The organism is Pseudomonas sp. LBUM1659 (genome assembly GCF_059716045.1).
In genome coordinates, this window is the sequence record NZ_CP166797.1 from 1,008,673 (window position 1) to 1,026,716 (window position 18,044).

Genomic DNA, 18,044 nt, shown 5'->3' on the forward strand with positions numbered 1-18,044 from the left:
GAGCATGGCAAAGGCGATCGTTTATACCTGACGATCTACCGAAATTCAGTCGTCAAGGTTATCGCTAACCGGGCCTTGTGCGCACCAACCGCAATCAAAGGGCTGGCCTATTTTTTCAATACGTTGCGCGGGGTCCAGGACCCAGGCGCGCAATTGCCACGGTGGCTGGTGGCGCAGGTGCTGGGTGTGGCCGCAGGAAAGCTCCGCCACCCAATGCCCGTCCTCGTCCTGATGGAAACCTGTAACCGTTGCGCCAAGCGCCTCAAACCTTCCGTCCGGGTTGTGTTCGCTTTCGGACGATTGCTTCGCTAAACTTGGCCTTTCTTTATTCTTATGCAAAAGGTCTCGCCCCATGCTGATCGCCGCCAATAAGGCTGTCTCCATCGACTATACCCTGACCAACGACGCTGGTGAGGTCATCGACAGCTCCGCCGGTGGCGCGCCGCTGGTCTACCTGCAAGGCGCAGGTAACATCATCCCGGGCCTGGAAAAGGCTCTGGAAGGCAAAACCGTCGGCGACGAGCTGACCGTAGCCGTTGAACCTGAAGATGCCTACGGCGAATACGCTGCCGAACTGGTCAGCACCCTGAGCCGCAGCATGTTCGAAGGCGTCGATGAACTGGAAGTGGGTATGCAGTTCCACGCTTCCGCTCCGGACGGCCAGATGCAGATCGTCACCATTCGCGATCTGGACGGCGACGACGTCACCGTTGACGGCAACCACCCGTTGGCCGGTCAGCGCCTGAATTTCCAGGTCAAGATCATCGACATCCGTGAAGCCAGCCAGGAAGAAATCGCTCATGGTCACGTCCATGGCGAAGGTGGCCATCACCACTGATTTTCTGCGCTAAGCTCAGAGAACTGGAGAGGCGCCCGAGGGCGCCTTTTTAGTCCGCGGCTGTCCTTGGTGGCATTGCCAAGTGGCTGTTTCGAGAAGAACACGGGAATTTGGAGTTCGTCATGAGTGCTTTTCACGACCTTAAGTTAACAGCCTTGGATGGACAGGAACTACCGCTGGCGCCCTTCAAGGGGCAAGTCGTGCTGGTGGTCAACGTCGCCTCCAAATGTGGCTTGACCCCACAGTACGCGGCGCTGGAAAACCTTTACCAGCAATACAAAGGTAAAGGTTTCAGCGTGCTCGGCTTGCCATGCAACCAGTTTGCCGGGCAGGAGCCAGGTTCCGAGAAAGAGATCCAGGAGTTTTGCAGCCTCAACTATGGCGTGACCTTTCCGTTGTCCAGCAAGCTGGAAGTCAACGGTCATGAGCGGCATCAGTTGTATCGCCTGCTGGCGGGCGAGGGTGCGGAATTCCCGGGTGACATTACCTGGAACTTCGAAAAATTCCTGCTGGGCAAGGACGGTCGTGTGCTGGCGCGGTTTTCGCCCCGTACGGCACCGGATGATCATGCTGTCATCCAGGCGATCGAAAAAGCACTGAGCTGACATCCTCCTTGTAGGAGCTGGCTTGCCAGCGAACGCGGCGTATCTGACACACTGCATCGTCTGATTCGCCAGCAAGCCGGCTCCTACAATATTTACGAACTTTTAGGCCTTAATCACTGCAATCAATAGTGCTATTCAATACGCTGCGCTCCCCATATTATCTCCGTCATAAAGCCTATATCCCGTGGAGCGTCCCATGCCCGTCAAAGCCCTGTTCAAGCCTTTTCACCTAGGCGCTCTCGAGTTGCCGACCCGTGTCGTCATGGCGCCGATGACCCGTTCGTTTTCGCCGGGTGGCGTACCTAATTCCAAAGTGATCGAGTACTACCGTCGCCGCGCCGCTGCCGGTGTAGGTTTGATCATCACCGAAGGTACGACCGTCGGTCACAAGGCCTCGAACGGCTATCCGAACGTACCGCACTTCTACGGCGAAGCGGCATTGGCCGGCTGGAAGAAAGTCGTCGACGCCGTGCATGCCGAAGGCGGCAAGATCGTTCCGCAACTGTGGCATGTCGGCAGTGTGCGCCGTATCGGCACCGAACCGGACGCCAGCGTTCCGGGTTACGGCCCTTCGGAAAAATTGAAAGACGGTCAGGTCGTGGTTCACGGCATGACCAAACAAGACATCCAGGACGTAATCGCCGCGTTCGCCCAAGCCGCCAAAGATGCCCAGAGCATTGGCATGGACGGCGTGGAAATCCACGGCGCCCACGGTTATCTGGTCGACCAGTTCTTCTGGGAAGGCAGCAACCAGCGCACCGACGAATACGGTGGCGATCTGGCAAACCGTTCACGGTTCGCGATCGAACTGATTCAAGCCGTGCGTGCGGCGGTCGGCGAAGGTTTCCCGATCATCTTCCGCTTCTCCCAATGGAAGCAGCAGGATTACACCGCGCGCCTGGTGCAAACCTCAGAAGCACTGGGTGAATTCCTCAAGCCGTTGTCCGATGCCGGCGTGGACATTTTCCACTGCTCGACACGCCGTTTCTGGGAGCCGGAATTTGACGGTTCCGAGCTGAACCTGGCCGGCTGGACCCGCAAACTCACTGGCAAGCCGACCATCACCGTGGGCAGCGTTGGCCTGGATGGCGAGTTCCTGCAATTCATGGTCAACACCGACAAGATCGCCCAACCGGCGAGCCTGGAAAAACTGCTGGAGCGTTTGAACAACGACGAATTCGACCTGGTGGCTGTGGGTCGTGCGTTGTTGGTTGATCCGGACTGGGCGCAGAAGGTACGTGACGGTCGAGAGGAAGACATCCTGCCGTTTAGCCGTGAGGCGTTGATGACGCTGGTTTAAGCGGCGTCTGAACTGGCCCCATCGCGAGCAGGCTCGCTCCCACAGGTTTTGTGCACGACACAGAACCCCTGTAGGAGCTGGCTTGCCAGCGAAGACGGATTCAAAGTCACCCAACAGTCAGGATAAGGTCTGTGCCTCAGGAACCACCTGCTCCCGCACACAAGCCCCCCGCAACTGCCCCTCAAACTGCTCGATTATCGCAGCCCAACCCTGCCGGCTCGCATGCTGGCGCGCATTCAACCGCACGCAACGCAATGTCTCGCGCTCTTCCAACAGCCACACTGCCGCATCGCAGAACGCCTCTTCATCCCCCGGCATTGCCAGCACGCCGTTGTAGCCATGGCGAATATGCTGAGCCGCTGCCGCCTGGTCGTACGCGACCACACCCAATCCCGACGCCAGTGCTTCAAGCACCACGTTGCCAAAGGTTTCGGTCATGCTCGGAAACAGAAATACATCGCCTGACGCATAGTGACTGGCCAACGCTTCGCCCCGTTGTGAACCGCAGAAAACCGCCTCGGGCAGTTCCTGCTCCAGCGCCGTTCGTTGCGGGCCGTCGCCGATCACGATCAAGCGTAGGTTGCGCTGTGGATAAGTCGCTTTCAGCACGTCGAAACTGCGCTTGAGCAAGCCCAGGTTTTTCTCGGGGGCCAAGCGTCCGACATGGATGACTGCAATGTCATCCTCGGCCAATCCCCACGCCTCGCGAAGTGATGCCAGCCTTTTGCTTGGATGAAACAATTGGCTGTCGACACCCCGAGAGAGCAATGCCAAACGCTCGAATTGCCGACGCTCAAGCTCCATCCGCTGGCTGGGGCTCGGCACCAGTGTCAGGGTCGAACGATTATGAAACCAGCGCAAATAGTGAGTCAGCAATCGGGTCAGGACCCCCAGCCCGTATTGGCTGGAGTATTGCTGAAAGTTGGTGTGAAAACCGCTGACCACCGAGATCCCCAGCCGCCGTGCTGCGCGTAACGCAGACAAGCCCAGTGGCCCTTCGGTGGCGATGTACAGCACGTCCGGGCGATGCCGCGTCCAGCGCCTTAGCAGCTTGTGCATAGACGACTGGCCCCATTGCAAACCGGGATAACCCGGCAGCGGCCAGCCGCGACATAACAGCAAATCATCGTCACTGCTCAACTGCTGATCACACAGCTGGCGTGGTCGCACCAATTCCACTTGATGCCCGCGCGCGCGCAAGCCATCGCACAAGCGACCAAGGGTATTGGCCACGCCGTTGATTTCCGGTGGGAATGTTTCAGTGATCAGGGTGATATGCAGAGCTGTCGTCATGACCTCAGTGTGGGCTGAGGCCATGTCGTCATTGTGGCGCTTTGATGATGGATTTGTGACTGGGTCAGCGCTGGGCCACCAGATTTTCCGCGCCGCGTTCACGCACCCAGAACAAGGTCGCACCCGCCACGGCGGCCGGCATCATCAGGATGTTGACCACCGGAATCAGCAGCACCAGATAAACACTGCCGCCGAAACTCATGCTCTGCCAGCGCTTCTCGCGCAGCCAGGCGAGCATCTCGTTCCAGCCGAGTTTGTGGTTGTCCGCCGGGTAGTCGATGTACTGGATCGCCATCATCCACACCCCGAACAGCAGCCACAGCGGTGCGGCAATAATGTTCACCACCGGGATAAAGGACAGGATGAACAACCCGATTGCCCGTGGCAGGAAATAGCCGAGTTTGCGCATCTCCCGGGCCAGGGTGCGCGGGATCATTGCGGTCAGCTCACCCCAGCTGAAGGCCGGGAAATCGTCGGTGCCACGCACCACCACTTCGACTTTTTCCGCGAGGAAGCCGTTGAAAGGCGCGGCGATGACGTTGGCGAGCATGGTGAAGGTGAAAAACACCATCAACACCACCAGCACCACAAAAATCGGCCAGAGGATGTAGCCGAGAAAACTCAGCCAGTCGGGCAGGGTCGGCATCAGCGTATCGACCCACAGGCTGAATTGATGGCCGGCCAGATAAATCAATCCGACGAACAGCACCAGGTTGATTGCCAGCGGCAATAACACGAATAAACGCAGGCTGGGGCTCAGAACCAGCTTGAGGCCTTCGCGCAGGTATTGCGGTCCGGACAGGACAGGTGCGGGCATAACGTGCTCCGGGCAGAGGGAAACGCGCCGACCTTACCGACTTTGCCGGAAGGGGGAAAGCGCGGCAGTGGAATCGACATTCACTGTAACAAAGACGTCTTTATAGTCTTGGCAGTGGGATAGAGACCACCTATGAGCTGGATTGTTAAACCGTATTTCCTTAATCTTCGCCCCCTCGATACGCTGCACCCCATCTTTTTGCAGGACTGTCGTTTTCAAACCTTCCCCAAGGTCAACCACGGTCCTTTTTTATTCCCGCCGGCAACCCGGCGTTCCGCGCCCGGTGTTCAGGGCCGGTCAACAGGAGCAGGTCATGTCTGAAGCCCGTCATTCGCGAGTGATTATTCTCGGTTCCGGCCCTGCCGGTTACAGCGCTGCGGTCTATGCCGCCCGTGCCAACCTCAAGCCACTGCTGATCACCGGCATGCAAGCCGGCGGTCAACTGACCACCACCACCGAAGTCGACAACTGGCCGGGCGACGTCCATGGCTTGACCGGCCCGGCGTTGATGGAGCGCATGAAAGAACACGCCGAGCGCTTTGAAACCGAGATCGTTTTCGATCACATCAATGCCGTGGACTTCGCTTCCAAGCCGTACACCCTGGTCGGCGACAGCGCGACGTACACCTGTGACGCTCTGATCATCGCCACCGGCGCCAGCGCTCGTTACCTGGGTCTGCCGTCCGAAGAAGCGTTCATGGGCAAAGGCGTTTCGGCCTGCGCGACCTGCGACGGTTTCTTCTATCGCAACAAGCCTGTGGCTGTGGTCGGCGGAGGCAACACCGCTGTTGAAGAAGCCCTGTACCTGGCCAACATCGCCAGCAAGGTGACCCTGATCCACCGTCGCGAAACCTTCCGCGCCGAGAAGATCCTGATCGACAAGCTCAATGTCCGGGTTGCCGAAGGCAAGATCGAGCTGAAATTGAACTCGAACCTGGACGAAGTACTGGGCGACAACATGGGCGTGACCGGTGCTCGCCTGAAGAACAACGACGGCAGCTTCGACGAGCTGAAAGTCGACGGCGTGTTCATTGCCATCGGCCACACCCCGAACACCTCGTTGTTCGAAGGTCAGCTGACGTTGAAAGATGGCTACCTGGTGGTGCAAGGCGGCCGCGAAGGCAATGCCACGGCGACCAGCGTCGAAGGCATCTTTGCCGCCGGTGACGTGGCTGACCACGTTTACCGTCAGGCCATCACCTCGGCCGGCGCCGGCTGCATGGCGGCACTGGACACCGAGCGTTACCTGGACGACCTGCAGAACGCCAAGTTCTGAGATCGTTGAAATGAAAAAACCGGCTTCGCAGCCGGTTTTTTTTTGCCCGCGATTTTGGGTTCAGTCCAATTTCTTCAGGCATGCCTCAAGGATGTCCAGCCCTTCCTCCAGCACCGAGGCTTCGGTGGTCAACGGCGCCAGTAGACGGATGATGTGGCGCGACTTGCCGCTGGGCATCAGCAGCAAGCCTGCCTCCCGGGCTAACGCCAGCAGCTGCGTCAACTGGGCCGGCGCCGGTGTGCCATCGGCATTGGCCAGTTCAATGCCGCGCATCGCGCCAACACCGGTCAAACGCCCCAGATACGGTGAAAGTTTGCTGGTGCGCCAGGTTTGGTAACGGCTGACGATCGCTTCTTCCTGCTGCGCGCCCCAGGCTTGCAGGTTGGCATCTGTCATTTCATCCAGCGTCGCCAACCCGGCGGCGCAGGCAATGGGATTGCCCGAGTAAGTCCCACCCAGCCCGCCCTTGGGCAAAGTGTCGAGCAACGCCTTGCGCCCGACCACCGCACCCAGTGGAACGCCACCGGCAATGCTTTTGCCCAGCAGGATCAAGTCCGGTTCAATGCCCAACCGCGAAAACGCAAACCGCTCGCCGGTGCGGCCGAAGCCGGACTGGATTTCATCAGCGATCAGCAGGATGTTCTTTTCATTGCAGAACTTGCGCAGCGCTTGGGCGAACTCGACGTCCATCGCCAGGAAGCCCGCTTCACCCTGCACCGGTTCGACGATAAAGCACGCCACGTCTTCGACGTCGATCTCGACGCTGAACAGTCGGTCCATGGCTTTCAACGCTTCGGCGCAGGTTACGCCGTTGTCTTTGCTCGGGTACGGCAAGTGATACACCGGCCCCGGCAGCACGCCGACTTTTTGCTTGTATGGCGCGACCTTGCCGTTGAGGTTAAGGGTGGCGAGCGTGCGCCCGTGGAAGGCGCCGTCGAACGCGATCACGGCGGTGCGGCCGGTGGCGCCACGGACGATCTTCAGGGCGTTTTCCGCCGCTTCCGCGCCGCTGTTGGTGAGCATGCCGCTGACTGGGTAATCCACCGGAATGTACGCGGTCAGGCGTTCCATAAGTTCGAGGTAGGGCACATGCGGGGCGGCGTTGAACGCGTAGTGGGTCAGGCGGGTGGCTTGTTCGCGAATGGCGTCGACGATGCGCGGGTGGCAATGGCCGAGGTTCAGCACGCCGATGCCACCGACGAAGTCGATGTAGCGTTTGCCGTCGGTGTCCCATACCTCGGCATTTTTGCCGTGGCTGAGCGTGACAGGATGAACGATGTTGATCGACCGGCTGATGGATTCGCTGCTCATGGATGACCGACTCTGAAGAAGGGATGCTTCTTTTTATCTAAGCCGTGAGCAGCGGTACCCGGCAAACGAAATAAAGTTGCCGGGTCAATCTTAAAAGTCGGGATGTGGTGTGGAGCGACTGTAGGAGCACGGCTTGCCGGCGATGGCGTCTCTGTGATCGCCATCGCGAGCAAGCTTGCTCCTACAGAAAAAGCGTTTAGCGGCTAGTGAGTGGTTGCTGAGTGAACTTAACACCGGCCAAGCCGTGGGTCATCAATGCGCGGATATTGCCGTGGTCGCTGCCATCAGGCGTTGCGACCACCGAACGGTAATGCTCACCAAACGCCAGCAGCGCTTCTTCATCGCTCAGATCTTCCAGCAGCGCCAGGCCCAGGGTCTTGCACGAACCTTCGTTCTGACCGGCCGCGTTTTCCACGCCACCGTTGTTGAAAGCCTGTGGTTGATAGTCGTAACCGGCGGCGATGAAAGCCAGGGTATCGGCAAAGACGTGTTCACCACTCTTGAGGCTGGCGCGCAGGGTATTCAAATCACTCATTGGGTTTTCCTTTGGCAAACGCCGCTTGTTGTTCGGCGCTGGCTTCTTGCTGGTATTGGGCTTTCCATTCGGCGTACGGCATGCCGTAAACCACTTCGCGGGCGTCATCGAGGCTGACGTCGATCTGGCGTTCGTCGGCAGCGGCCTTGTACCACTTGGACAGGCAGTTGCGGCAGAAACCGGAGAGGTTCATCAGGTCGATGTTCTGGACATCTTTGCGGCTGTCCAGATGGGCCACCAACCGGCGAAAGGCGGCGGCTTCAAGTTCAAGGCGTTGTTGATCGTTCATGGCGGGCTCTGTGCAGTCAAATCGTGACACGAATGATAAAAGTCTGACGGCCAATGCGCCAGACGCGGTCAGCGGCTTGCCGCGAGCGTAATCGACACCGATTCGGCGAATCGCAGCGCGTGAGGTTTGTCGACCTCAACCTCGGCGTACAGCACCGACTCGTTGGCCATCACCAAGTCCAGCAACTCCTTAGTCAGCCGTTCGAGCAGGGCGAAACGATTGCCCTCTACGTGGGCGATGATTGCCTTGGTGATGGTGCGGTAGTTCAGCGCGTGATCAATGTCGTTGTCGCGCACCGCGTCCTGGGCCGCATACAGGATGGTCAGGTTGATCAGCACATCCTGTTTGTTGAGGATTTCATCCTCGTTGATTCCGATGTAGGTCCGCAGGCACAGGTCCTTGACCCGGATGCGTGCCATTCCTGGTTGAAGTTGTGGCATTACGACGTGCTCCGTCCAATCAATTGCAGGAACTCCTGGCGGGTGTTGCTCGACTCGCGGAAGGCGCCGAGCATCACCGAGGTGTTCATGGTCGAATTCTGTTTCTCTACACCGCGCATCATCATGCACATGTGCCGGGCTTCGATGACCACCGCGACGCCGGCGGCATTGGTCACCTGTTGCACCGCTTCGGCGATTTGCCGGGTGAGGTTTTCCTGGATTTGCAGGCGACGGGCGAACATGTCCACCAGCCGCGCAATTTTCGACAGACCCAGCACCTTGCCCGTTGGAATATAAGCCACATGGGCCTTGCCGATGAAGGGCAGCAGGTGATGTTCACAGAGCGAGTACAACTCGATGTTGTCGACAATGATCATTTCATCGTTGTCGGAGGCGATCAGCGCGCCGTTGACGATCTCTTCGACACTTTGTTCGTAACCATGACAGAGGTACTGCAGGGCTTTGGCCGCCCGCACCGGGGTGTCGATCAGACCTTCGCGATCCGGGTTCTCACCGAGGCCGATGAGAATCTCGCGGTAACTCTGGGACAGGGCGTTCTGGGGCAGGGTTAGCGACATGTAGCATCCTCGCGGGGCATCTTATTTGATGTGCCGTCCGCCGTTGACGGTCAGGGTGGTGCCGGTGACATACGGGTTGTCGAGCAAATAGCGCAGGCTCTGGTAGATCACTTCACTGCCGGGTTCGATGCCCAGCGCGGATTTGGCCAGCGCCTTGGCGCGGTAAGCCGCGTCATCCTCGGGGTTGAACATTAGCAGGGCGGGCGCGATTGCGTTGACCTTGATTGTCGGCGCGTATTTCGCAGCGAAGGACAGGGTGAGGCTGTCGAGCCCGGCTTTGCTGGCGCAGTAGCCAATGTGCTGGCTGCTGCCTTTGCGGGTCACGTCATCGCTGATGTGCACAATGTCCGCCGGGCTTGAGCGTTGCAGCAAGTCGGCACAGTGCAGGTTGATAAGGTAAGGCGCAAGCATGTGCACGCTGAACATGCGGGTGAAGGCGGCGGCGTCGGTGTCCGGCGTTTCGGTCAGCCATTCGGAGGCGTTATGGACAATCGCCCGCAGGCTATCAGTTTGGGTTTTCAGGGCGGTGATGAATGCGAGGATCCCGGCTTCAGTGGAGAAGTCGGCAAACACCGCTGTGGCGCCCAGATCGCGCAACGTCTGGACGCCAGGGCGTTCGCTGCGGTAGCTGAAGATCACCCGCTGGCCGTCTTCAATCAAACGCTGCGCACAATGCAGGCCAACACGCTGGCCGGCACCGGTGATGAGGATGGGGGCTGCGGAAGAAGTCATGAATGGCTCGCGTCGCGGTAAGAGCAAAACTATACCAGCGCGCGGCGGCATTCACCTACCGTGGGGCTCGCCCTACATTGGGATCATTGATTTTGGGGGACGGGCTCGGTGGGCAACGGCCGTATTACCGCGCTGTTCAGCCAGCTGGCCAGCAGACGGGTCGACAATGGAATGAAGAAGTAGACCATCAACGGCGTCAGACACAGCGTGCTGATGAACACCCGTGGCAGCAGGCCCATTTCGCTCAGCAATGGGCCGAGGACAAAATTGAACAACAGGGACACCGGAAAGAATGCCAACCAGATCGCCACCGCCTGTTTCCAGCGTGGCGGGCGCTGACCGACCGCGCCGAACCAGCCCTCGATTCCGCTGACACGATGTTCCGTCTTGTGGGCAAACAGGTCGCTGCCGCGCGCCAGCCAGGCCGTGCGCGACACAGAGTGTTCCCAAGCGTGCAGGGTCTGCTCGTCGGCAAAGCGGAAAACAATCTGGAATTCGTCATCGTCGGGCGGCGGAGCGAGCACGCCAGAGCCGAGATAGCCGGGAAAATCGGTGGCCAATTGTTCGCCTTCGCGCAACCAGACCATCAGGTCCTGATAGCGCCCTTCGGCAACGCGGCGCGCAACCATCAGCGTGACGGGTGAGGTAGACATTGTGTATCTCCATATGACAGTTGCGTTACTCCGGGTAGGAGTTTCGCCAGGCACAACGCCGGGGTGGTGGGCTGCGCTTTGAGACAAGCAAGGATTATTCCTGATTCTGGCCAATACACCAGCATGATGCGTCGATTATCAAGGTGTTGAATAGTAGGAGGGAGAGTTAGAATGGGATCCAATTTTATCCATGGACGTCGACTCTCTGATGCCTGTCCTGACTGACGTTACTCCTACTCGGCAATCGGATCTGTCCCTTGATCGGGAAGAGCTCTTTCCTATTCGTGAGGTAGCGCGTCTGACGGGCATCAACCCGGTTACGCTGCGCGCCTGGGAGCGGCGTTATGGTTTGATCCAGCCTACGCGCACCGAAAGTGGGCATCGTCTGTACTCGATGCACGACATCGAGAAGGTTCGCAGCATCCTCGACTGGATCGACCGCGGCGTCGCGGTCAGCAAAGTCGGCAAGATCCTGGCCAGGACCGAACCGCTCAAGGCGCTGGCGCAGATCATTTCCACCGCACTCGTTCAGGCTGACTACGCCCAATGGCAACAGCAGATTCAGGATGTGGTCAGCGCCTTTGACGAGGTTCAACTGGAGCAGATCTATGGTCAGATTTTTTCCAGTTACCCGCTGACGGTCGTGTTTCAGGACATTTTGCTTCCGGTCTGGAAGCAATTACTTCCGCGCCATGAAGCGTTCGGTCAGGCCAGCGAGTGGCTGTTTCTGGATGCCTTTCTGCGTTCCCGGGTATTGCAACGCCTGCTGCTGGTGCGCGTCATGCAACCGCGCCGAGTGATTGTCTGCGCCCTGGCCGATCAGGCCCGTGAGCTGGATGTCCTGGTCACCGGGCTGTACCTGAGCAGTGTCGATTTGGCGATTCAACTACTCGCTATTGGTCAACCCTCCGATGAGTTGACGCTGGTCTGCGAGAGGGTCAAACCTGCGGCGCTGGTGCTGGTGTCCAATCACGCACCTTCCCCGGAGCTGCCGCGTCGGTTGAGCCGATTGGCCATGAGCCTCGACTGCCAGCTATTGCTGGCGGGGGACGCGTCGGACCTCGCGCAAGAGAGCCTAGCCGGATCATCGATCGGGTGTCTGGGGAGCGACGGAAGGGTAATGCGCCAGCGTCTGAAACAGTTCTTGGCGGGAAACCTTGATACTTGAAATTCAGATGTGCAGCGCGGGGTGTGTCAGGCGATGTTGCTGAAGGATGTACTGGCGCAGACGCTCGGTTTCGTCCTTGTCAGACTGACTCAATTCGTAGGCGAAGAAACCTTGCTCGGTTTCACGCTCAAAGGTGCCGCGCAATGCAATCCGTTCGTAGCCTGACGGGCTGAACCACAAGGCAAAGTGTTTGGGTGGCTTGGTCTTGTTGCGCACTTCCAGCAAAACTCCTTTGAACGAGATTTCGTGCACATACATTGTGCCGGGCTGGCCTTTGGCATTCTCCAGCGCCACCGGTTCTTCAAGTGCCAGGCGCCAAGGACGAACCATTGGCCCGTCCTCGTAAATGCTTGGCACGCCCAAGCGCAAATGCAGCGCGTGAAACTCGTCTTCCACCAGGTGCAGCGGAAAGGTCATTTGTTGATTTTCGAAGTTGGCCTGAATGGTGACTTGCTCATGAGCCGCGAGGCGCGTGAGCAAATCACGTATCTGCGAACCACCGTTGACGAGCAGGCTCGACGTCGCATCCCGCACATTAAGTTGCGGGTTGTGTTGCATGGTCTGGATAAAATCCAGCTCATCCTGAGTGAGGAGTGCGTCGCGCTGCATGGCTTGCTCGAAAGATATAGTTACAAAGTCGTTGGTGATTGTAGTTAATGACACTTAATTCGCAGTTTTGTTTGCGCCGTTCGTCGCTTTCAGTGCAGATAGTTCGGCGATCACCTCCGCCAACTGTGCTTCCAGTTGCTCAACACGCTGCTGCGTTTTGACTTGGGTGGTGACGTCCTTCTGCACACCGACGAAATAAGTCTGCCCGTCGCTCGGGTTTTTCACCGTCGACAGCGAGAGTTCATTCCAGAAGGGGGTGCCGTCCTTGCGGTAGTTCCTGAGGATTTCCCGGCAGGATCCTTCCTTGTTCAACGCCTCGCGAATGGTGGCAAGTGCTTCCTGGTCCCGGTCACCGGACTGCAAGAAACGACAATCCTGGTAGAGGATTTCTTCGTTGGTGTACCCCGTCAGACGTTCGAATGCCGGGTTGACGTAAATCAGGATGTTGTCCTGCTCGCCTTCCTTTTCGGCAATCACGATGCCGTCGTTAGAAGCATTGATCGCCATTTGCAGCAGCTGAGCATTGATCATCGGAGAATCCTTTCCGGAGTGATTGAGTGCTGCATTCTAAAAGAACAATGCAGGTCCTGCTGTTAATATCCGGTTTTCACTCAGTTTCAGGAACAGATTGATGAAAGTCGCCATCCTTTCCGGCTCGGTATACGGCACGGCCGAAGAAGTCGCCCGCCACGCCGCGAGTATTTTGAAGACCTCCGGTTTCGAAACAATGCACAACCCACGCGCGTCACTGGCCGATGTCCTGGCTTTCGAGCCGCAAGCGTTTCTGGCGGTGACCTCGACCACCGGCATGGGTGAATTGCCGGACAACCTGCAACCCTTGTATTCGATGATTCGTGATCAGTTACCCGCGGCCTGGCGCGGTCTGCCGGGAGCGGTCATCGGCCTGGGCGATGCGAGCTATGGCGATACCTTCTGTGGCGGCGGCGAGCAGATGCGTGAATTGTTCAGTGAACTAGGTCTGCGTGAAGTGCTGCCCATGCTGCGCCTGGACGCCAGCGAAACTGTGACACCCGAAACCGATGCCGAACCCTGGTTGGCGCAGTTGGTCAGTGCATTGCAGTGAAAATCGGGTTCGTCATGGTTCTGATGAAATTGCTGAACAGGGTTATTAGCGTCGGTCCTTTGACATGGATCCAGACTCATTGCGTCACTGACTCGCTCGGCCATCAAGCTGGCTGCCAATGCAACTACACGAAGTCCGGGGGCTGACTAGACTGCTGTAACGACAGCAGAACAATAAGAATAGGAGGTCATGCCGTGAATGTTGCCCCCGTCCAGTCGCCCCACAGTGTCAAAGGTAAAGTCAGTGCCGCCGAGTGGCAGACCCGCGTCGATCTGGCGGCCTGCTATCGTCTGGTCGCCGCGCATGGCTGGGACGATCTGGTCTTTACGCACATCTCGGCCAAAGTGCCCGGTACCGAAGATTTTCTGATCAACCCGTTCGGTCTGATGTTTCATGAGATCACGGCGTCAAGCCTGGTCAAGGTTGATCAGGCCGGCAACAAGCTGATGGACAGTCCTTACGACATCAACCCGGCGGGTTACACCATTCACAGCGCCGTGCATGAAGTTCGCCACGATGTGGTCTGCGTCCTGCACACCCACACCGCTGCCGGGGTTGCGGTGTCGGCGCAAAAGCAGGGCGTTCTGCCGATCAGCCAGCAATCCTTGTTTGTCCTGTCCAGCCTGGCTTACCACGCGTATGAAGGCGTTGCGCTGAACCATGAAGAGAAGGCGCGCCTGCAAGCAGACCTCGGTGAAAACAATTTCCTGATGCTGCACAACCACGGTTTGCTGACCTGTGGCGGCACCATCGCCGACACGTTCCTGATGATGTTCACCTTTCAGCGCGCCTGCGATATCCAGGTGCTGGCACAGCACGGCGGCGCCGAGCTGATCGCCATCGAACCGCAGATTCTGGCGGGCGCCAAGGCGATGATCGCCGGCGTGACCAAAAGTACTCAAGGGATGGGTGGCGCGTTGGCCTGGCCAGCGCTGCTACGTAAACTCGATCAACAAAACCCGGGTTATATACTCTGATGCCACTCGCCGAGATCCCCCTGTGTGTCTGGCGCAAACGCGGCCAGACTTTTATATTCCGTGGCCAGACTATCCGCTATTGGACGGCCGGGCAGGGTGAGCCGCTGTTGCTCATCCACGGCTTTCCGACCGCCAGTTGGGATTGGCATTACCTGTGGCAACCACTGGCCCAGCGCTATCGGGTAATTGCCTGTGACATGCTCGGCTTCGGCGACTCCGCCAAACCGGTGAACCACGAATACAGCCTGCTCGAACAAGCTGATTTGCAGCAGGCATTGCTGGCGCATTTGAGTGTCACGCAACCGGTGCATGTGCTGGCCCACGACTATGGCGACAGCGTGGCGCAGGAGCTGTTAGCCCGGCATTACGAAACCTGCATTCACATCGCCAGTTGTGTGTTCCTCAACGGTGGCCTGTTTCCGGAAGCCCATCGCCCGCTGTTGGCGCAAAAACTGTTGCTCAGCCCCTTGGGCTGGATGATTGGCCGCGCGTTCACGCGTGACGCGCTGGTGAAGAGTTTTCGGCGGGTTTTCGGTCGGATGACCCGGCCGACCGAAAGTGAGATGGATGATTTCTGGGGACTGATCAACAGCAATCACGGCCCGCGGATCATGCACAAGCTCATCACGTATATTCCAGAGCGGCGGGTCCAGCGCGACCGTTGGGTCGGCGCCATGCAGCGCGGTGAAGTGCCGCTGCGTGTCATTGATGGCGAGGTCGATCCGATTTCCGGTGCGCACATGGTCGCGCGCTATCACGAACTGATCCCCAATCCGGACACGATCCTGCTGGCCGAAATTGGCCATTACCCCCAGATCGAAGCACCGGGGCAGGTACTCAAGCACTATCTGGAGTTTCGTGATCGGCTGGCGTTGCCTCCGCGCAGGGCCGCCTGTTCCTGACTATCCCCCAGCCTTATCGGGCACCATTCAGCCCGACCCTTGTTCATTGTGACCAGCAGCGCCGTGCCTGACACTCGGGTTCATCGTCCCTTGGCCTGCTGGAGTTCCCCTATGAATGAGTCTGTGCGCTTCGAAGATAAAGTCGTGATCGTCACCGGTGCAGGCGGCGGCCTGGGGCGGGCACATGCGCTGCTGTTCGCCAAACAGGGCGCCAAAGTGCTGGTCAACGATCTCGGCGGCTCAGCGCAAGGTGAGGGCGCCAACGCGTCGGCAGCAGACCGCGTAGTGGCAGAAATTCGCGAGGCCGGCGGGACTGCCGAGGCCAACCACGACTCCGTCACTGACGGCGATAAAATCGTTCAGCACGCGCTCGACGTTTTCGGTCGTATCGATGTAGTAGTCAATAACGCCGGGATCCTGCGCGACAAGACCTTCCACAAAATGGAGGATGCCGATTGGGACCTGGTTTACCGCGTCCATGTCGAAGGTGCCTACAAGGTCACACGCGCTGCGTGGCCGCACATGCGCGAACAAAATTATGGCCGCGTGATCTTCACTGCGTCGACCTCGGGCATTTACGGCAACTTTGGCCAGTCAAACTATGGCATGGCTAAACTCGGCCTCTACGGCCTGACTCGCACACTTGCCATTGAAGGCCGCAAGAACAACATCCTGGTCAACGCCATCGCACCTACCGGCGGCACTCGCATGACCGAAGGCCTGATTCCGCCGCAGGTGTTCGAGCAACTTAAACCGGAATTGGTCAGCCCGTTGGTCGTGTATTTGGCCAGTGAAAATTGCAAAGAGACTTCCGGGTTGTTTGAAGTGGGCGGCGGCTGGATGGGCAAGGTGCGCTGGGAGCGCAGCCTGGGCGCCGGGTTTGATCCGCGGGTGGGGTTCTCACCGGAAGATGTGGCGGCACAGTGGGAGCAGATTTGTGATTTTGAGGGTGCCGCGCATCCGAAGGACAATATTGAAGCGCTGAAGGAAATGATGGGGAATCTGCAGAAGTACTCGCTTTAATGGACGCCAGCAAGGTCCTTCCTGGACCTTGCTGGTTGTTAATGTTCGGAACGTTTCAGTTTGCCGTGGCTATCAAGGACAATATTTGCAAACCAATGCCGCCAGATTCGCTGCCGTTTGCGCATCCATGATCCCGTCGTAATTTTCAGGACGGAAGTGCAGCTGAAATGCTCGAACAAGTTGTGTGAAGCCTTGGTCGGTTGATGCATTTGAAACGTCATAGCCATAGGTTTTGAACAGTTTCAGCAATTCAATTCGGGCTGGAATGCCGGTTTCGGTGTACTGCTGCAGATAAGTGTCTCGGGTAGCATCCTCGAACCACGCGCCAATTCCTTTCAAATAAAGTGCATGCCAGGGAAATTTCGGCCCTGGATCACTCTTGCGACCGACCGCAATATCAGAGTGGCCCAGGACTTGGGTCGGGCTGATATCCGGATAGCGTTCAAGGATGTTTAGCGCCAGTTCTTCAATCGCGGCAATTTGTTCAGGCTGATACGGCGGGAAATTGAAAACCCCTTGGCTGAACGTTGCCAGGTTAACGATTTCGACCCCGATAGACGTGTCGTTCAGATTGCTTCGGTTACCCCACTGACTGACGCCGGCATGCCAGGCGCGCCTTGTTTCGTCGACGAGGCTGAAGACTTCTTGCCCGGTGTAACCTGCTTTGAGGTAGCTCGGATCGGTGATGTCGGGAACCAGGTAGTGTGCGCTGACATTCGGGCCAGTCAATGCATTGACCGAGCTGGAGAAGTTGCCGGCTGTGTAGTGGAAAATCAGAAAACGTACGCGGCTGTTGGAACTCTGGGTAGAGTGAAGTTTGTTGTAGATGAAGGGTTTCATGAAAGCGGCTCGCAATTAATTAAGTTAAAGTCAGCGCGTAATGAGTGTTAGTGGCTGAGCTGTAGTTAACCTTAATTGTTGTTGCGCTTCGCGTGGTTACAGAATCCTGTAGTCGCTTTCCGAAGGATGTGTAGGTTGTAGATAAATAGAGTTTGACTAACTCCGGTGGCAGAGCATTCGACTGGCGAGAAGGTATAAGGGGAGCAAGCTACAATGCTTGCTCCCTTGTTAGTATTTTAATCTTCAGCTTTAAAGCCTGGTTTTCTGTTGGCGGCTCGCCATTCTTTGATCGCTTTTAATACACCGGCAGGGCTGTCTTCAACGCCCGGTTCAGGGTAATACAAGATGCCTGTTCCGTTTGGATGTTCTGAAGTGCTTACGATGTTGTCAACAATTGCATCATGTTCTTCTTCCGAAGAAAACCCTCCTTTAAACAGGCGATTAATAAGGTTTGCGAATTCAGATTCTGTGTAATCTTCAAATTTACTTTTAAGAATCATGCTTTATTTCTCCTTTTTAGAGTGGGTTTCGATGTGTTGCTTTGGTGTTAGCACACGAAGATTATCTAGATCGTAGACCGCGCCGCCCTCACTGATCGGTTTGACGTGGTGTATCTCAAATTTTTTTCGTCCACCCACTTGTTCTGAAGGCAATGCACTCGGCGATAAACCATCTCTCACATCAGTTTTGTTGAGTTGTGTGAACTGATCAAACAGGAGTTGTTCGTTTGGTAAGCGCTCCATAAAACCCACCTAGTCAAAGGTGGGCGGTGCG

Annotated in this window: 24 protein-coding genes; 9 read left to right on the forward strand and 15 right to left on the reverse strand. The window is 57.6% G+C overall.

What is annotated here, in order from left to right; all coding sequences use genetic code 11:
• Positions 1-45: 45 nt before the first annotated feature.
• Positions 46-384 carry a DUF3565 domain-containing protein gene (locus tag ACA048_RS04445; RefSeq protein ID WP_497628087.1) on the reverse strand — a complete coding sequence of 113 codons (339 nt, stop codon included), beginning with the start codon at positions 382-384 and terminating at the stop codon, positions 46-48.
• On the opposite strand from ACA048_RS04445, the gene ACA048_RS04450 reads away from it, so the two are divergent.
• The 3 genes from ACA048_RS04450 to ACA048_RS04460 all read left to right on the forward strand — a co-directional run bounded on the left by ACA048_RS04450 (position 353) and on the right by ACA048_RS04460 (position 2,743).
• A complete protein-coding gene (locus ACA048_RS04450) occupies positions 353-838 on the forward strand; it encodes an FKBP-type peptidyl-prolyl cis-trans isomerase (RefSeq protein ID WP_497628088.1) in 486 nt (161 codons plus the stop codon). The two genes, ACA048_RS04445 and ACA048_RS04450, sit on opposite strands and share 32 nt — an antisense overlap.
• 122 nt (positions 839-960) lie before the next feature.
• Complete coding sequence (locus tag ACA048_RS04455; RefSeq protein ID WP_497628089.1) at positions 961-1,443, forward strand: glutathione peroxidase; 483 nt, start codon at positions 961-963, stop codon at positions 1,441-1,443.
• 196 nt (positions 1,444-1,639) lie between these two features.
• The gene (locus ACA048_RS04460; RefSeq protein WP_497628090.1) at positions 1,640-2,743 is read left to right on the forward strand and encodes an NADH:flavin oxidoreductase; all 1,104 of its coding nucleotides are present in this window, start codon (positions 1,640-1,642) and stop codon (positions 2,741-2,743) included.
• 117 nt (positions 2,744-2,860) lie between these two features.
• Here ACA048_RS04460 and ACA048_RS04465 read toward each other — a convergent pair whose 3' ends face one another.
• Both ACA048_RS04465 and cysZ read right to left on the reverse strand, forming a co-directional pair.
• The gene (locus tag ACA048_RS04465) at positions 2,861-4,060 is read right to left on the reverse strand and encodes a glycosyltransferase family 4 protein (RefSeq protein ID WP_497628091.1); all 1,200 of its coding nucleotides are present in this window, start codon (positions 4,058-4,060) and stop codon (positions 2,861-2,863) included.
• A gap of 40 nt (positions 4,061-4,100) precedes the next feature.
• Positions 4,101-4,853, reverse strand: a complete 753-nt coding sequence (gene cysZ, locus ACA048_RS04470) for a sulfate transporter CysZ (RefSeq protein WP_497628092.1) — start codon at positions 4,851-4,853, stop codon at positions 4,101-4,103.
• 313 nt (positions 4,854-5,166) lie between these two features.
• Here cysZ and trxB point away from each other — a divergent pair, with 313 nt between their 5' ends.
• Entirely contained in the window at positions 5,167-6,129 is a 963-nt protein-coding gene (gene trxB / locus ACA048_RS04475) for a thioredoxin-disulfide reductase (RefSeq protein WP_497628093.1), read from the forward strand.
• A 60-nt stretch (positions 6,130-6,189) separates the two neighbouring features.
• Here the strand turns inward: trxB and ACA048_RS04480 are convergent, their stop codons facing one another.
• The 7 genes from ACA048_RS04480 to ACA048_RS04510 form a co-directional block, all read right to left on the reverse strand.
• A complete protein-coding gene (locus tag ACA048_RS04480; protein WP_497628094.1) occupies positions 6,190-7,440 on the reverse strand; it encodes a 2-aminoadipate transaminase in 1,251 nt (416 codons plus the stop codon).
• Positions 7,441-7,636: 196 nt separating this feature from the next.
• Complete coding sequence (locus ACA048_RS04485; RefSeq protein ID WP_497628095.1) at positions 7,637-7,975, reverse strand: HopJ type III effector protein; 339 nt, start codon at positions 7,973-7,975, stop codon at positions 7,637-7,639.
• Complete coding sequence (locus ACA048_RS04490; RefSeq protein WP_140666726.1) at positions 7,968-8,264, reverse strand: DUF1244 domain-containing protein; 297 nt, start codon at positions 8,262-8,264, stop codon at positions 7,968-7,970. The genes ACA048_RS04485 and ACA048_RS04490 overlap by 8 nt, the downstream gene beginning before the upstream one ends.
• A 68-nt stretch (positions 8,265-8,332) precedes the next feature.
• Positions 8,333-8,704 carry a dihydroneopterin triphosphate 2'-epimerase gene (folX, locus tag ACA048_RS04495; protein ID WP_497628096.1) on the reverse strand — a complete coding sequence of 124 codons (372 nt, stop codon included), beginning with the start codon at positions 8,702-8,704 and terminating at the stop codon, positions 8,333-8,335.
• A complete protein-coding gene (gene folE / locus ACA048_RS04500; protein ID WP_497628097.1) occupies positions 8,704-9,282 on the reverse strand; it encodes a GTP cyclohydrolase I FolE in 579 nt (192 codons plus the stop codon). The genes folX and folE overlap by 1 nt, the downstream gene beginning before the upstream one ends.
• A gap of 21 nt (positions 9,283-9,303) precedes the next feature.
• Positions 9,304-10,014: a dihydromonapterin reductase gene (gene folM / locus ACA048_RS04505; protein ID WP_497628098.1), complete on the reverse strand. Its 711-nt coding sequence runs from the start codon at positions 10,012-10,014 to the stop codon at positions 9,304-9,306.
• An 83-nt stretch (positions 10,015-10,097) separates the two neighbouring features.
• Entirely contained in the window at positions 10,098-10,667 is a 570-nt protein-coding gene (locus ACA048_RS04510; protein ID WP_497628099.1) for an antibiotic biosynthesis monooxygenase, read from the reverse strand.
• 208 nt (positions 10,668-10,875) lie between these two features.
• Here ACA048_RS04510 and ACA048_RS04515 point away from each other — a divergent pair, with 208 nt between their 5' ends.
• Positions 10,876-11,835: a MerR family transcriptional regulator gene (locus tag ACA048_RS04515; protein WP_497629798.1), complete on the forward strand. Its 960-nt coding sequence runs from the start codon at positions 10,876-10,878 to the stop codon at positions 11,833-11,835.
• Positions 11,836-11,838: 3 nt separating this feature from the next.
• Here ACA048_RS04515 and ACA048_RS04520 read toward each other — a convergent pair whose 3' ends face one another.
• Both ACA048_RS04520 and ACA048_RS04525 read right to left on the reverse strand, forming a co-directional pair.
• Positions 11,839-12,444, reverse strand: a complete 606-nt coding sequence (locus tag ACA048_RS04520) for a hypothetical protein (protein ID WP_497628100.1) — start codon at positions 12,442-12,444, stop codon at positions 11,839-11,841.
• A 54-nt stretch (positions 12,445-12,498) separates the two neighbouring features.
• Positions 12,499-12,975 (reverse strand): PAS domain-containing protein, encoded by a 477-nt coding sequence (locus ACA048_RS04525; protein WP_497628101.1) that lies wholly within the window; start codon positions 12,973-12,975, stop codon positions 12,499-12,501.
• A 100-nt stretch (positions 12,976-13,075) separates the two neighbouring features.
• On the opposite strand from ACA048_RS04525, the gene ACA048_RS04530 reads away from it, so the two are divergent.
• From ACA048_RS04530 to ACA048_RS04545, 4 genes are all read left to right on the forward strand, one after another.
• Positions 13,076-13,528: a flavodoxin gene (locus tag ACA048_RS04530; protein ID WP_497628102.1), complete on the forward strand. Its 453-nt coding sequence runs from the start codon at positions 13,076-13,078 to the stop codon at positions 13,526-13,528.
• Between the two features lie 194 nt (positions 13,529-13,722).
• A complete protein-coding gene (locus tag ACA048_RS04535) occupies positions 13,723-14,505 on the forward strand; it encodes a class II aldolase/adducin family protein (RefSeq protein ID WP_497628103.1) in 783 nt (260 codons plus the stop codon).
• A complete protein-coding gene (locus ACA048_RS04540; protein WP_497628104.1) occupies positions 14,505-15,407 on the forward strand; it encodes an alpha/beta fold hydrolase in 903 nt (300 codons plus the stop codon). The genes ACA048_RS04535 and ACA048_RS04540 overlap by 1 nt, the downstream gene beginning before the upstream one ends.
• Positions 15,408-15,518: 111 nt before the next feature.
• Entirely contained in the window at positions 15,519-16,430 is a 912-nt protein-coding gene (locus ACA048_RS04545; RefSeq protein WP_452624987.1) for an SDR family oxidoreductase, read from the forward strand.
• Between the two features lie 72 nt (positions 16,431-16,502).
• Here ACA048_RS04545 and ACA048_RS04550 read toward each other — a convergent pair whose 3' ends face one another.
• The 3 genes from ACA048_RS04550 to ACA048_RS04560 form a co-directional block, all read right to left on the reverse strand.
• Entirely contained in the window at positions 16,503-17,270 is a 768-nt protein-coding gene (locus ACA048_RS04550; protein WP_497628105.1) for an N-acetylmuramoyl-L-alanine amidase, read from the reverse strand.
• A 236-nt stretch (positions 17,271-17,506) separates the two neighbouring features.
• Positions 17,507-17,770, reverse strand: a complete 264-nt coding sequence (locus ACA048_RS04555; RefSeq protein WP_497628106.1) for a bacteriocin immunity protein — start codon at positions 17,768-17,770, stop codon at positions 17,507-17,509.
• Positions 17,771-17,773: 3 nt separating this feature from the next.
• Positions 17,774-18,013 carry an HNH endonuclease signature motif containing protein gene (locus tag ACA048_RS04560; protein ID WP_497628107.1) on the reverse strand — a complete coding sequence of 80 codons (240 nt, stop codon included), beginning with the start codon at positions 18,011-18,013 and terminating at the stop codon, positions 17,774-17,776.
• Positions 18,014-18,044 lie beyond the last annotated feature (31 nt).

Bases quoted from the DNA above. Each gene is read 5' to 3' on its own strand.
- ACA048_RS04490 (WP_140666726.1), bottom strand. From the start codon at position 8,264: ATGAACGATCAACAACGCCTTGAACTTGAAGCCGCCGCCTTTCGCCGG.
- ACA048_RS04465 (WP_497628091.1), bottom strand. From the start codon at position 4,060: ATGGCCTCAGCCCACACTGAGGTCATGACGACAGCTCTGCATATCACC.
- ACA048_RS04520 (WP_497628100.1), bottom strand. From the start codon at position 12,444: ATGCAGCGCGACGCACTCCTCACTCAGGATGAGCTGGATTTTATCCAG.
- ACA048_RS04525 (WP_497628101.1), bottom strand. From the start codon at position 12,975: ATGATCAATGCTCAGCTGCTGCAAATGGCGATCAATGCTTCTAACGAC.
- ACA048_RS04460 (WP_497628090.1), top strand. From the start codon at position 1,640: ATGCCCGTCAAAGCCCTGTTCAAGCCTTTTCACCTAGGCGCTCTCGAG.
- trxB (WP_497628093.1), top strand. From the start codon at position 5,167: ATGTCTGAAGCCCGTCATTCGCGAGTGATTATTCTCGGTTCCGGCCCT.
- ACA048_RS04530 (WP_497628102.1), top strand. From the start codon at position 13,076: ATGAAAGTCGCCATCCTTTCCGGCTCGGTATACGGCACGGCCGAAGAA.
- cysZ (WP_497628092.1), bottom strand. From the start codon at position 4,853: ATGCCCGCACCTGTCCTGTCCGGACCGCAATACCTGCGCGAAGGCCTC.
- ACA048_RS04545 (WP_452624987.1), top strand. From the start codon at position 15,519: ATGAATGAGTCTGTGCGCTTCGAAGATAAAGTCGTGATCGTCACCGGT.
- ACA048_RS04455 (WP_497628089.1), top strand. From the start codon at position 961: ATGAGTGCTTTTCACGACCTTAAGTTAACAGCCTTGGATGGACAGGAA.
- ACA048_RS04555 (WP_497628106.1), bottom strand. From the start codon at position 17,770: ATGATTCTTAAAAGTAAATTTGAAGATTACACAGAATCTGAATTCGCA.
- ACA048_RS04515 (WP_497629798.1), top strand. From the start codon at position 10,876: ATGCCTGTCCTGACTGACGTTACTCCTACTCGGCAATCGGATCTGTCC.
- ACA048_RS04485 (WP_497628095.1), bottom strand. From the start codon at position 7,975: ATGAGTGATTTGAATACCCTGCGCGCCAGCCTCAAGAGTGGTGAACAC.
- ACA048_RS04550 (WP_497628105.1), bottom strand. From the start codon at position 17,270: ATGAAACCCTTCATCTACAACAAACTTCACTCTACCCAGAGTTCCAAC.
- ACA048_RS04510 (WP_497628099.1), bottom strand. From the start codon at position 10,667: ATGTCTACCTCACCCGTCACGCTGATGGTTGCGCGCCGCGTTGCCGAA.
- folE (WP_497628097.1), bottom strand. From the start codon at position 9,282: ATGTCGCTAACCCTGCCCCAGAACGCCCTGTCCCAGAGTTACCGCGAG.
- ACA048_RS04480 (WP_497628094.1), bottom strand. From the start codon at position 7,440: ATGAGCAGCGAATCCATCAGCCGGTCGATCAACATCGTTCATCCTGTC.
- ACA048_RS04560 (WP_497628107.1), bottom strand. From the start codon at position 18,013: ATGGAGCGCTTACCAAACGAACAACTCCTGTTTGATCAGTTCACACAA.
- folM (WP_497628098.1), bottom strand. From the start codon at position 10,014: ATGACTTCTTCCGCAGCCCCCATCCTCATCACCGGTGCCGGCCAGCGT.
- ACA048_RS04450 (WP_497628088.1), top strand. From the start codon at position 353: ATGCTGATCGCCGCCAATAAGGCTGTCTCCATCGACTATACCCTGACC.
- ACA048_RS04540 (WP_497628104.1), top strand. From the start codon at position 14,505: ATGCCACTCGCCGAGATCCCCCTGTGTGTCTGGCGCAAACGCGGCCAG.
- ACA048_RS04445 (WP_497628087.1), bottom strand. From the start codon at position 384: ATGGAGACAGCCTTATTGGCGGCGATCAGCATGGGGCGAGACCTTTTG.
- folX (WP_497628096.1), bottom strand. From the start codon at position 8,704: ATGCCACAACTTCAACCAGGAATGGCACGCATCCGGGTCAAGGACCTG.